Source organism: Kitasatospora sp. NPDC098652 (genome assembly GCF_044760155.1).
GTDB lineage: Bacteria > Actinomycetota > Actinomycetes > Streptomycetales > Streptomycetaceae > Kitasatospora.
The window spans coordinates 632,715-644,590 of the sequence record NZ_JBIWAQ010000003.1 but is presented as its reverse complement, the minus strand read 5'-3'; the positions used below and the strand labels follow the sequence as shown (position 1 = coordinate 644,590).

The 11,876-nt window shown below is 73.5% G+C and carries 11 protein-coding genes and 1 rRNA gene; 7 read left to right on the top strand and 5 right to left on the bottom strand.

All coding sequences use genetic code 11. The features are described 5' to 3' along the window. Both rrf and ACIQWA_RS10820 read left to right on the top strand, forming a co-directional pair. Positions 1-92: ribosomal RNA gene (gene rrf / locus ACIQWA_RS10825) — 5S ribosomal RNA — on the top strand; the annotation flags it as partial. 232 nt (positions 93-324) lie between these two features. Continuing rightward, positions 325-2,487, top strand: a complete 2,163-nt coding sequence (locus tag ACIQWA_RS10820) for a phosphocholine-specific phospholipase C (RefSeq protein WP_402480850.1) — start codon at positions 325-327, stop codon at positions 2,485-2,487. Positions 2,488-2,519: 32 nt separating this feature from the next. Here the strand turns inward: ACIQWA_RS10820 and ACIQWA_RS10815 are convergent, their stop codons facing one another. The 3 genes from ACIQWA_RS10815 to ACIQWA_RS10805 form a co-directional block, all read right to left on the bottom strand. After that, a complete protein-coding gene (locus tag ACIQWA_RS10815) occupies positions 2,520-3,164 on the bottom strand; it encodes a hypothetical protein (RefSeq protein WP_402480847.1) in 645 nt (214 codons plus the stop codon). 191 nt (positions 3,165-3,355) lie between these two features. Further along, positions 3,356-3,838: a DUF6882 domain-containing protein gene (locus ACIQWA_RS10810; protein WP_402480845.1), complete on the bottom strand. Its 483-nt coding sequence runs from the start codon at positions 3,836-3,838 to the stop codon at positions 3,356-3,358. 78 nt (positions 3,839-3,916) lie between these two features. Next, complete coding sequence (locus tag ACIQWA_RS10805; protein WP_402480842.1) at positions 3,917-4,909, bottom strand: alpha/beta fold hydrolase; 993 nt, start codon at positions 4,907-4,909, stop codon at positions 3,917-3,919. A gap of 143 nt (positions 4,910-5,052) precedes the next feature. Here ACIQWA_RS10805 and ACIQWA_RS10800 point away from each other — a divergent pair, with 143 nt between their 5' ends. From ACIQWA_RS10800 to ACIQWA_RS10780, 5 genes are all read left to right on the top strand, one after another. Then, on the top strand, positions 5,053-5,703 hold the full coding sequence (locus ACIQWA_RS10800; protein ID WP_402480839.1) for a helix-turn-helix domain-containing protein: 651 nt from the start codon (positions 5,053-5,055) through the stop codon (positions 5,701-5,703). Between the two features lie 344 nt (positions 5,704-6,047). Continuing rightward, the gene (locus tag ACIQWA_RS10795; RefSeq protein WP_402480836.1) at positions 6,048-6,644 is read left to right on the top strand and encodes a hypothetical protein; all 597 of its coding nucleotides are present in this window, start codon (positions 6,048-6,050) and stop codon (positions 6,642-6,644) included. A 185-nt stretch (positions 6,645-6,829) separates the two neighbouring features. Next, positions 6,830-7,504 (top strand): hypothetical protein, encoded by a 675-nt coding sequence (locus ACIQWA_RS10790; RefSeq protein WP_402480833.1) that lies wholly within the window; start codon positions 6,830-6,832, stop codon positions 7,502-7,504. Beyond that, entirely contained in the window at positions 7,488-8,309 is an 822-nt protein-coding gene (locus tag ACIQWA_RS10785; RefSeq protein WP_402480830.1) for a tetratricopeptide repeat protein, read from the top strand. The genes ACIQWA_RS10790 and ACIQWA_RS10785 overlap by 17 nt, the downstream gene beginning before the upstream one ends. A 327-nt stretch (positions 8,310-8,636) precedes the next feature. After that, positions 8,637-9,722, top strand: coding sequence for a peptidoglycan-binding protein (locus ACIQWA_RS10780; RefSeq protein ID WP_402480828.1), 1,086 nt, complete (start codon positions 8,637-8,639; stop codon positions 9,720-9,722). Between the two features lie 74 nt (positions 9,723-9,796). Here ACIQWA_RS10780 and ACIQWA_RS10775 read toward each other — a convergent pair whose 3' ends face one another. Both ACIQWA_RS10775 and ACIQWA_RS10770 read right to left on the bottom strand, forming a co-directional pair. Beyond that, positions 9,797-10,372 carry a TetR/AcrR family transcriptional regulator gene (locus tag ACIQWA_RS10775; protein WP_402480825.1) on the bottom strand — a complete coding sequence of 192 codons (576 nt, stop codon included), beginning with the start codon at positions 10,370-10,372 and terminating at the stop codon, positions 9,797-9,799. 88 nt (positions 10,373-10,460) lie between these two features. After that, the gene (locus ACIQWA_RS10770) at positions 10,461-11,864 is read right to left on the bottom strand and encodes an amidase (RefSeq protein WP_402480822.1); all 1,404 of its coding nucleotides are present in this window, start codon (positions 11,862-11,864) and stop codon (positions 10,461-10,463) included. Between the last annotated feature and the right edge of the window lie 12 nt (positions 11,865-11,876).

The window sequence follows — 11,876 nt, the reverse complement described above, 5'->3', positions numbered from 1 at the left end:
CGCCCGGTTACATTCCGAACCCGGAAGCTAAGCCTCACAGCGCCGATGGTACTGCAGGGGGGACCCTGTGGGAGAGTAGGACGCCGCCGAACAATCATTCAGAAAAGCCCCCGCCGGGTGAACCGGGCGGGGGCTTTTCGCGTTTCCGGTCGCCGGGGTGCGGCGGGAACTGGAGTAGGCCGCCCCGGCGGGAAGTTGACTGGACAACAGTTGGCCGAAAGCTCACGCGGCGTTCGCCGGCGGACTGTGTACGGCCCGTGTGCGCTGCCTATGTTCGAGCCTTCTCGGAACACCCATGCATGGCACGACTGGGAAGGACATCACGTGGCCTCCATCGACAGGCGCCGTTTTCTCCAGCTGGGCGGCGCGTCCGCCGCTGCCGCGGGCCTCGGGGCGTTGCCGCCCGTGGTCGGCAAGGCGCTGGCCCTGCCCGCGATCAGCCGGACCCGCTCCATCAAGGACGTCGAACACGTCGTCATCCTGATGCAGGAGAACCGTTCCTTCGACCACTACTTCGGCACCCTCCGCGGGGTGCGCGGGTTCGACGACCCGCGCCCCACGGCACTGCCCGACGGCCGGCCGAACTGGCACCAGCCCGCCGCCGCGGTCAGGACCGGCCGCTACCACGACCGCGGTCTGCCGGCCTCCGAGAAGGAGGTGCTGCCCTGGTACATCGACCCGAGGAACACCACCGAGCACCAGGCCGGGACGGACCACGGGTGGAGCAGCGGCCACCTCGCCTGGAACGAAGGGCGACACGACCAGTGGGTGAACCAGAAGCAGGACGTCATGACGATGGGGTACCTCAAGCGTCAGGACCTCCAGTACCACTTCGCCCTCGCCGACGCGTTCACCGTCTGCGACTCGTACTTCTGCTCCGTCCACGCCGACACCGCGCCCAACCGCATCTACCTGTGGACCGGCACCAGCGACCCGCGCAACGCGTACGGCCGCAAGCCCAACGGGCCCGGCCTGGAGGAGCGCAACGGCAAGAACGGCTACACCTGGACGACGTACCCCGAGCGCCTGGAGCAGGCCGGGGTCAGCTGGAAGCTGTACCAGGGCGGCTCCGGTGAGCCGGGCACCCCGACGGACAACTACACCGACAACTCGCTGATGTTCTTCGAGCGTTACCAGGTCGCCGAGGGCGCCTCCGGTCCGCTCGTGGAGAAGGGCGCGACCGACCACACGCTCAAGGAGTTCCGGGCCGACGTCCAGAACGGCCGGCTGCCGCAGGTCTCCTGGATCGTCCCGCCGTACCTCTACAGCGAGCACCCCTCCGCCACCCCCACCGACGGCGCGTACTACATCAACCTGGTGCTGGACGCGCTCACCTCCAACCCCGAGGTCTGGGGCCGGACCGTCTTCCTCATCAACTACGACGAGAACGACGGCCTGTTCGACCACGTCGTGCCGCCGATGCCGCCGGTCGTCAGCCGGCCGGGCGGTCAGGGCATGGTCTCCACCGACCTGGAGGCGAGCCTCGGCGACGAACTGCTCGACCTCGCCAAGTACCCGGGCGAGATGAGCCCGTTGGTGCCCGGCGCCGACCGTGGCGGGCTGCAGCCGATCGGGCTGGGCCCGCGTGTGCCGCTGCTGGTCATCTCGCCCTGGTCGCGCGGCGGTTGGGTCTGCTCGGAGACCTTCGACCACACCTCGGTGCTGCGGTTCCTGGAGGCCCGCTTCGGCATCGAGGAGCCCAACATCAGCGCCTGGCGGCGGTCCGTCTGCGGTGACCTCACCTCGGCGCTCGACTTCTCCGGTGCCGACCGGGGGAAGATCTCCATACCCGTGCCCGCGCCGATCGCCTCCCAGGGCAAGCCGTACCAGGTGCCGCTGCCCCAGCGGATGCCCACCCAGGAGCCGGGCACCCGCCCGGCCCGAGCCCTCCCGTACGACCTGCGGGTCAACGAGGACGAGACCGACGACGCCACGGTGTTCCAGCTCAACCTGGACAACAAGGGCACGGTCGGCGCCTGGCTCTACGTCTACGACCGGACGGCGCCGACGGCCGCCCCGCGCCGCTACACCATCTCGGCCGGCGACAGCTTCGAGGACCACTGGCCGCTGACCGACGCCGGCTACCACCTCGTCGCCCACGGGCCGAACGGCTCGGTGCAGGAGTTCGAGGGCAGGACGGTGGGCGGCCTGGTCGCCCGCTTCGAGCCCACCGGGAGCAAGGTGCGGGTGACGGTGTCCAACCACGGCGAGACGACCCGTACCGTCACCGCCGAGAACGCGTACGCCAAGGACGCCAAGGAGGCCAAGGACGCCAAGGACGCCAAGGACGCCAAGGGCGCCAAGGGCGCCAAGCAGGGCCGTACCCTGCGGCCCGGCGACGACGCCCGGTTCACCTTCGAGCTGCGCGACGAGAACCGCTGGTACGACATCTCCGTCGCCGCCGCGGACGGCCCGGCCTTCCGGCGCCGCTGGGCCGGGCACCTGGAGAACGGCCGCCCCGGGATCAGCGACCCCGGCCCGCGCTGACGGTTTCCCCACTGGGTGCCGCGGCCGGGCCGTCAGGGCCGGCCCGGCACCCAGAGGGGGACGGGCGCGACGAGGGGCATCGCCCGGGCCGCGTCCTGCTCCAGCCAGCCGTCCACCCGGGCCGGGTCGCCCTCGCTGAGTTCCACCAGTGCGGCCGCGGCGATCCGGGCGCAGCACAGCACCAGTGCCAGCGCGTCCTGGCGGCGGTGCCGCTCCCGTACGTAGGACTCGGCCCGCTCCTCCAGGCGGAGGCGGTGGGCCGGTCCGTCCTCGGCGGTCAGCGCCTGGACGCCGTGCCACACCAGGGTCAGCGCGCAGGGCTCGGCGGGGTGGGCCTGGTCCTCCCGCTCGGCCTCCTCACGGGCCTCGGCGGACCGCTGGCCCAGCCACCCGAGGGCTGTCGCCGCGTCGTCCCCGCAGGAGCGCAGCAGCAGCTCGGCGGCCTGCTCGACGACGGCGGGCACCACCGCGGAGACGGGCACCCGCAGTCCGGGGGCGGGTGTGTCGCCGAAGGAGAGCCAGGCGTCCGCGAACGAGGCCGCGCGCAGCCCGCCCACCCAGGCGGGCGCCCCGCCCGTCGTCCCCAGCCACTCCTCGGCCCCCAGCCGGACCAGGCCCACGGCGATCAGATCCGCCGCTTCCCCGTCCAGCCCCAGCAGTCGTCCGCTCCGCACCACGCACCCCCACCTGCGTTCGTCACCCTTCGAGCACATCCCACCACACCGGGGCGCGAACGAACTAGGCAGGGGCACGTCACGAATCGGTGCCGGTGCGGCGCGACCCCGGGGGAAGGGGGCGGGGGAGGCGCGCCCGCGGCCGGCTGCCGCCCGAGGTCGGTGACGTGCACGACCTTGGGCGCCGGTCGCCGTCAGTCGGTGACGGGTGCCAAGTCGTGCACCAGGAAGTGGAGTTGCACATCGTCCGTGGACTCCGCCCACAGCCCTTCGGCGTCGAGCACGGAGGCCGCGACCATCCGGGCCTCGGCGACGAGCTCGGGACGGTAGTCGAAGCCCGGCCACGGCAGGACGGGGAAGTCGTTCTCCTCGCCGAACCGCCGGACCCGTTCGATGTCGCCGAGGACCGCGGGCGGAAGCGACTCGTTCGCCCAAGACCACAGCCACGACTGCTGGGCGGGGCTGACGCTGCCGATCATGGTGAGACGGCCGGCGAGGAACACCTTCCCGGCGCGCGACCAGGTGATCCGCGCATCGTCCAGCGACCAGTGGTACTGCACATCACCCGACAGTCCGAAGCGTTCGACCATGCGGGCCTGCCGGGCGCGGGCACGTTCGCGGGCCGCGAGGACGACCTCCTCCCAGCCGGAGTGGTCATGCTTCGAGCGGTCGTCCACGGTGTCTCCTCGCACAGAACTTTCGGCGAGATCCTCTCATCCGGACGGCTGCGCCGGAGCCGCAGCCCGGGCGTGCCATCAGGTCGGGAGGGTGTCGAGCCAGTCGGTCAGCAGGCGGTTGACCTCCTCGGGTCGCTCCTGCTGGATCCAGTGCCCGCAGCCGTCGAGGAGGTGGGCGGCGGCCAGGCCGGGCAGGGTGGTGGGGAAGGCGGCGATCGCGTCGGCCAGCCAGGTCGTGGAGGCGTCCAGCGCTCCGCCGATGAACAGGGACGGCTGCTCGATCGGCGCGTCGCGGTACGGGGCGAGGTCCGCCCAGTCGCGGTCCATGGCGCGGTAGCGGTTGAGCGCCCCGGTCATGCCGGTGCGCTCGAACTCGCCCGCGTACACGTCCAGGTCCTCCTCGGTCAGCCAGCCGGGGAGCGCGCCCCGGGGGAAGCGGTCGCGCAGCCGGCCGTCGGCGCGGGCCACGAAGTGCGGGTCCGGTTCGTCCCGGCCGGGCATGGTGTCGGCGGACAGGGCCGCGTAGAAGCCCGCGAGCCAGCCCCTGAGGTCGGACTCCATCTCCGCCTCGGCCCGGCCCGGCTCCTGGAAGTAGGAGACGTAGAACTCCTCCTTGTCGCCGCCCAGTTGCGCGAGGACCTCGCCGGGGCGGGGGCCGCCGGGCGGAGTGTAGGGGACGCTCAGCAGCGCGACGGCGCGGAAGACCCCGGGGTGCAGCAGGGCGGAGGTCGCCGCGATGCCGGCGCCCCAGTCGTGCCCGACGAGCACGGCCTGCTCCTCGCCGAGGGCACGGACCACGGCGACGTTGTCCGCCACCAGGTCGAGCATCCGGTAGGCGTCCGCCCCGGCCGGCTTGCCGGACCGGCCGTAGCCGCGCACGTCGAGCGCCGCCGCCCGGTACCCCGCCGCAGCGAGGGCCGGGAGCTGGTGGCGCCAGGAGTACCAGGACTCGGGGAAGCCGTGCAGGAGCAGCACCAGCGGCCCGGTGCCCTGCTCGACCAGGTGCAGGCGCCCGGCGGGCCCCTCGACGGTGCGGTGGCGCGGATCGGCGGACGGCAAGGGGTGGTGCATCGCGACTCCTCGGTGGACGGGCGGGTGCGGTCGTCCACCGATCATGCGGCGCCGGGCCGGGTCGGTGCGAGGATCCTTGACATCCTGGCAAACTGGCAGGACAGGGCGGAGAGAGCGGTACGACCGGAGGGAGGCGGGCAGCGGTGACGGACGACCGTACGGCCGACGTGCTGGCGGCCATCGGCCCCCGGCTGCGGGCCGCGCGCGAGCAGCGCGGGGCCACCCTCACCGGCGTCAGCCTCGCGACCGGGATCGCGCTGAGCACGCTGTCGCGGATCGAGACCGGCCGGCGCCGACCGACCCTGGAGGTGCTGCTGCGGCTCGCGCAGGAGTACGGCGCCTCGCTCGACCAGCTGGCCGGCACCGCCCCCGCCGCCCCTGCCACCCTTGCCGTCGCCCCCGCCGCCCCCGCTGTCACGATCGGACCGGGCGCCGCGACACGGCGGCGGCGCCCCGGCCCCGACAAGGCGGTGCTGCCGCTGACCCGGTACGTGGGAGGCCTGCACGCCCACAAGCACGTCCTGCCCGCCGCCGACGCGCCGCCGACCCGGCCCCGGCAGTCCTCCCACGACGGGTACGAGTGGCTCTGCGTCCTGTACGGGCGGCTCTGGCTGGCCCTCGGCGAGCAGGACCTCGTGTTGGGCGCCGGTGACGTCGCCGAGTTCGACACCCGTACCGCCCACGGCGTCGCGAACGCCGGGGCGGACGAGCCGGTCGAGTACCTGATCATGTTCGGCCCGCAGGGCGAGAGCCTCCGCCCCCGTACCCCGCCCCTCGGCCGTGGCAGCCGGTAGCGGAGCGGCGTCCTGCGTCGGGGTGCCCCGGGGGTGAGGGCTCCCCGCTCGGTAACGTTGCTTCGTGAGCCGACTGCGGTCGGGTGGGGGCGGGAAGTGAGCAGCGCACGGGGGAGAGAGCGATGACGGCTGATCAGATCGAGGGTTCCGAGAACTGTGAGAGCTCGGAGAGTTCGGAGAGTTCTGACGGTTACGGCGAGGGGCGGCCCCGTCGGTCCCGCTGGTTCCGGCGGTTCCGGAGGCTGGGGCGGTGGCAGCGGCTGGGGGTGGCGGCGGTCGCGGTCGGGGTGTTGGCGGGGGCGTGGCCGGCCTGGCAGGAGTGGAGGCCCGAGTCCTTTGCCGCAGTGCCCGGTTCGTCGTGCTACGGCACCCTGGACGAGCGGGCGCTGCGCGCGCTCATGGTCGACAACGAGGACGTCGAGGCGGCGCAGGGCCCGCTGCTGACGGACCACCTGGACAACTTCGGCCGACTCCTGGGCAGCTGTGGTATCAAGCAGGGCGGACACCAGCTCGTGAACGTGCTGGTGAACCAGGACGAGGGCTATCCCGAGCCCCCGTCACCGGACCTGCCCGTGCCGAAGCAGATGCCCTCGTTGCGCCTGGAGTCGGTGTCCTTCGCCCACGACTACGACCGCCACGGGAACTTCGTCGCCGAAGGCACCAGGGTCTACTTCCGCTGCTGGAGTCAGCCCCATGAGGCCGACCACTTCTCGGTCCCCGTCTTCCTGCGCGTCATCGTCCTCGGCCGGGCCGCCGGATACGGCGACGACCAGGAGCAGTTGACGCCCCACCAGCGCCGGGTGCTGGCCGACGCCGCCCTGGCACTGGCCAAGGCGCTCTCCACGGAGCTGCGGTGCGATGCCGGTGTCCGGCTTCCGGCCGAGCCGCCGGCGGACTCCTACGGCCTCCCGACGGCCGACTGGCTGTCAACGCCGCGGTGACGCCGAACCCCTGCGGGGGCGCCGGGGTGAGGGAGGGCGGCCCGCCCCGGCGCAGGAAACATGGCTCGCGACCGTGCTCGAGCGACTGCCGTGCCCGCCGCGAAACGGTAGGGGCCCGCGCGCGTGCCGCCCCATCCCGGCCTGGGTAGAACACCGGTCGTAGGTACGGGCGTTGGGGGAGAAGCATGAGTGAACACGATGGACCGGGGGTACCCGAAGCCCCGGACGCAGGCGGTGGTGGCGGTGGTGGCGGCAGCAGCGTCGGCGGTGCGGCGCGGGGGGTGGGGGTCTCCAACGAGTTCTCGGGGGAGGCCGCGTCGGCCGTGCAGGCCGGCACGATCGGGGAGTTGAACATCTACCACTCGCCCGCCCCGCCGCCGCCCGCCGACAGCCCGGTTGCCGTCACCTGCGAGGTGGAGGCCGACTACCTGATCCAGCGGGGCTGGGCGGACGGTGTCCCGCTCAGCGGTGGGCACGTCCGCGTCTTCGTGGAGGCGTGCGAGGACCGGGCCGTACTGCTGCGCGCCCTGCGTCCCGTCGTGGTGTCCCGGCGCCCGCCGATCGACGGAACCGAGACGATGCACTGGGGTGTCCCGCAGGTCCGCAAGTACACCGTCGACTTCGACAAGGACCCGCCGCGCCTCAAGGGTCCGAGGTTCCTCTACACGGTTGCCCCGGGGGACCCGGAGGTCTTCGAACTGACCGTCCACTGCGACCGTTACGACGTCGAGTGGCGGCTGGAACTCGACTGGACCTGCGCCGGTCGCTCGGGAACGAGCGTCGTCGACCTCGGCGGCCACCCCTTCCGGTTCACGGCCAAGCCGCGCGGGCGGAGGTGGTCCCGTGGAACCCGTCGTTGAGGTCCGGTTCATCGGCATCCTCCAACTGGTCTATCCCCCCAGCTCGGCGACCGGTCCGCGTCCGACGCCCGTCCAGGTCAGCGGGCACGGGATCGCGGTGCGGGTGACCGCCCCCGAGGGGGAGGCGGTGGTCGTGCACACGCTGGGGTTCCGGGTGACGGCCCGTCACCCCACCCGTTCCGCACCCGTCGCGGTGGACCACGGGGTCACGATCCCGGAGCCGCACATCCGGGTGTGGCTGGACGAGCCGGCGCAGATGGCGGCCGGGGCCAGGCCCGTGACCTTGCCCACGACGGTTCCGGGCGGGCGGAGCGAGGTGTTCCTGCTGACCGCGCACACCCGGGAGCACGATGTCGAGTGGGAACTCGGCGTCGAGTGGAGCTGCGGAGTGCGGCGGGCCTGGGCCCACTGCGCGGTCCGCACCACGGCCGAGACCACCATGGTGCGCTACAGCCCGAGCGGCGAGGTGACCCACGGCGCCAACCTGCACCCGGAGCCCGAGCGGCCGGAGGTCGCCGCCGTGGCCGAGGCCGGGCACCGGAGGGACGCCGAGAACGGCGACGCGGAGGCGATGTTCCGCCTCGCCGTCAGCCTGGCGCAGCGTGGCGAACTGGACGAGGCGCAGCAGTGGTTCCGGGCGTGCGCGGAGACCGGTCACGCGACGGCGGCGGAGTCGGTGGGGTGGATCCTGGACCAGCTCGGAGACCGAGCGGAGGCGGTGACCTGGTACCGGAGGGCGGCGGAGCTCGGAAGTGCGCGCGCGGCGCAGTACCTCGCCGAACGGGACGGTGCCGAAGGCCCGTGAGGTGAGCGACCGGGCGGGGGTCTCCGGTGTGTGCCGGATCCATGCGCGAGGTGGGGAGGACGTGCGGGACGGCTTCCCGGGATGCGCGCCGGGACGCCACGGATCCCCCGGTGGCCGAGGCCCGCGGCGGACGCTGCCCTTCCGCCCGTCGGCCCAGTTCAGCGGCCGCGACCGAAGGCCTCCGCACCCGGGCGGCGGCCCGTCCCAGCGTCCGGGCGGGTGCCGTGAGACGCGGCCGTTCGACGGATGGGACGGCGCACCCCTCCCCGTACGGGCGGCCGGTGAGGCAGAGTTCTGACGAATCATCATGGATTTGGAGAACCGCCTGTGAACACCCTCCTCCCCACCCGGCGCCGCTTGTCGCTGGGCCTGGCCCTGGCGTCCGTGCTGACGGGCGTCGGCGCCTTCACCGCCTCGGCGGCGTCCGCCGCGACCGTGCCGGCCCCGATACCGATCACCTCCCCGTCCTGCCCGGCCAACCTGCGCCTGGGGGAGGCCGACGGCTGCGTCACCCAGCTCCAGCTGGAGCTCAACCAGACCGGCGCCCACCTCGCCGTGGACGGGCAGTTCGGGTCGGGCACGGACACGGCGGTGCGCGACTTCCAGGCCGCCCACTCCCTGGACGTGGACGGCATCGTCGGCCGGGCCACCAAGGCGGCCATAGACACGGCCGCGGCCGCCGCCTCCGGCACGGTGGACCTGCGCACCCAGTGCGGGGACCTGCAGAAGGGCGCCACCGGCGCGTGCACCAAGACCCTGCAGTCCATGCTGAACACCTTCAACGCGGGCCGCCTCACCGTGGACGGGCAGTTCGGCCCCGCCACCGACACGGCGGTGCGCAACTTCCAGGCCGCGCACGCCCTGACCATCGACGGCATCGTCGGCACGGCCGTCAAGAACGCCCTGTACGGCAGCAAGCCCACCCCGCTGCCCAGCGGCCCGATCGACTCCACCAAGGTCCTGAACGCGGCCAAGTCCTACCTGGGCGTCCCGTACGTGTGGGGCGGCGGCCACTCGCTGCGCGGCGAGGGCCCCGGCCCGTCGCTCGGCACCTGTGACGGCTACACCGGCTCGATCCAGCCCTGCCCGGCGGACACCACCGTCGGCATGGACTGCTCGGGCCTGGTCCGCGCGGCCTTCTGGTTCGGCGCGGGCATCGACCTCGCCAACGGTGGCGACACCAGCGAGCAGACCCTGGACAAGCACCTCACCCCGATCACGGAGGCCCAGCGCCGCCCGGGCGACGTCGAGTACTTCGGCAGCGCCGCGCACAACACCGTGCACGTGGTGCTCTACGCCGGCACCGACCCGGCCACGGGTGCGGACATGATGTACGAGGCGAAGGAGACGGGCACCAACGTGCACTACGTCGGCCTGCGCACCGGCGGGTACTGGTACCGGGTGACCGCCTGACGGGCCGGTCCGAACGGACGTACGCGCGGGTGACGGTTGCCGTCACCCGCGCGTCGGGCTACCGGCCGACCCGGTCAGGGGCGGTCCGCCCCGGGGGTGCCGAGGAGGTCGGTCACCAGGCGGTGGGCGTAGGCGGCGTCGAGGCCGGACGGGCGGAAGAGGATGCGGTACATCATCGGGGCGACGACCCGGTCCATGGTCGTTTCGACGTCGGGGGCGGGTTCGCCCCGGTCGGTCGCGCGGGTGAGGATGGCCTCGATCTGTCCGGCCGCGTAGGCGGAGCACTGGCCGGCGTTGCTGCCGTCGGGGTCGCCGAGCAGGGCGTCGCGGGTGTAGGCGCGGCCCGAGGCGGAGGCCATCTCGTCGAGGAACTGTTCGGCCCAGGCGGTGAGGTCGGAGCGCAGGTCGCCGTGGTCGGCCGGTTCGCCGTCGGGGCGCAGCCGTTCCACGGCGACGTCCGAGAGCAGCTCGGCCAGGTCGCCCCAGCGGCGGTAGATCGTGGAGGGGGTGACGTCGGCGCGTTGGGCGACCAGGGGGACGGTGAGCGCGTCGCGGCCCACCTCCGCCAGGAGTTCCCGGACGGCGGAGTGCACCGCGGCCTGGACCCGGGCGCTGCGTCCGCCGGGGCGCACCATCTGCTTGCGACTCATGGCACCACTTTAAAGCACAGTTCTTGCGTTTAGCGGGGGATCACCACGGCGGGCAGGTGGGCCAGGGGCCCGCCCGCGGCCGCCGGGCTCAGGCGACCGGCGCGAGCGCCCGGTCCGGCTGCGTCCGCTCGTAGGCGTGGCCCACCCGCAGCAGCGTCCGCTCGCCGAGGGGGTGTCCGAGCAGCTGCATCCCGATGGGCAGGCCCGCCGTGTCGTGGCCGACCGGGACGGAGAGGGCGGGCACCCCGGTGATGTTCGCCGGGGCGGAGAGGCGGACGTAGGCGTCGGAGACACCCTCGACCGTGCCGTCCGGCCAGGTGACGGTCGCCTGGCCGACCCGGGCCGCGGTCATCGGGACGGTCGGGGCGGCGATCACGTCGACCTCCTCCAGGACGCGGGCCCACTCCTCGCGCATCAGGGTCCGGGCGCGTTGGGCACGCAGGTAGTCGCCGGCGCCGATCAGCTCGCCGGCCTCCAGCAGGATCCGCACGTCCGCCCCGTACAGCTCGGGGACGGCGCGCAGGGTGCGCGCGTGGTAGGCGGTGGCCTCCGGCACCATCAGGCCCCACTGGGTGGCCTGGAGGTAGCGGGTCAGCGGGATGTCGACCTCGACGAGCCGGGCGCCGAGCTCCTCCAGGTGGCCGACGGCCCGGTGGACGGCGGCCGACACCTCCGCGTCGACGTGGTCGAAGTAGTGGTTGTTCGGCACGCCGACGCGCACGCCCGTCAGGTCCGCGGCCCCGGCCCGGTCCCGCTGCGGGCGGAGGTCGACGGCGGGGGCGTCCAGCGAGGCGGGGTCGCGCGGGTCGTGCCCGGCGAGGGCGGTCAGGACGAGGGCGGCGTCCTCGACGGTGCGGGTGATCGGCCCGACGTGGTCGAGGGACCAGGACAGCGAGGTGACGCCGTGCCGGGGCACCAGGCCGTACGTGGGCTTGAGGCCGACCACGCCGTTGAGTGCGGCGGGCACCCGGATCGAGCCGCCGGTGTCGGTGCCGAGTGCGAAGGTCGCCGCCCCGGCGGCCACCGCGACGGCGGAGCCGCCGCTGGAGCCGCCGGCGACCCGGGAGCCGTCCCAGGCGTTGCCGGTCTGCGGGGTGGTCAGGCCGTAGGCGAACTCGTGGGTGTGGGTCTTGCCGACCAGGACGGCGCCGGCGGCCCGCAGCCGGGCGGCGACCGTGCTGTCGGCGGTCGCGCGGTGGTCGGCCCGGACCCGGGAGCTGGCCGTGGTGGGCAGGCCGGCGACGTCGATCAGGTCCTTGAGACCGACCGGGACGCCGTGCAGCGGCCCCCGGTGGTGGCCCCGGGCGATCTCCCGCTCGGCCTCGCGTGCCGCGGCGCGGGCCTGCTCCGCGGTGACGGTGACGTAGGCCCCGACCTGCGGTTCCACCCGGTCGATGCGGTCGAGGACGGAGTCGACCAGTTCGACGGGGGACAGGCGCCGTTCCCGGATCTGCTCGGCGGCGTCGGCGAGGGTCAGCTCATACGGCTGCATCGTTCTGCTCCA

Coding starts and splice junctions, on each gene's coding strand:
- ACIQWA_RS10805 (WP_402480842.1), bottom strand. CDS start 4,909: ATGCACCACCCCTTGCCGTCCGCCGATCCGCGCCACCGCACCGTCGAG.
- ACIQWA_RS10790 (WP_402480833.1), top strand. CDS start 6,830: ATGAGTGAACACGATGGACCGGGGGTACCCGAAGCCCCGGACGCAGGC.
- ACIQWA_RS10775 (WP_402480825.1), bottom strand. CDS start 10,372: ATGAGTCGCAAGCAGATGGTGCGCCCCGGCGGACGCAGCGCCCGGGTC.
- ACIQWA_RS10770 (WP_402480822.1), bottom strand. CDS start 11,864: ATGCAGCCGTATGAGCTGACCCTCGCCGACGCCGCCGAGCAGATCCGG.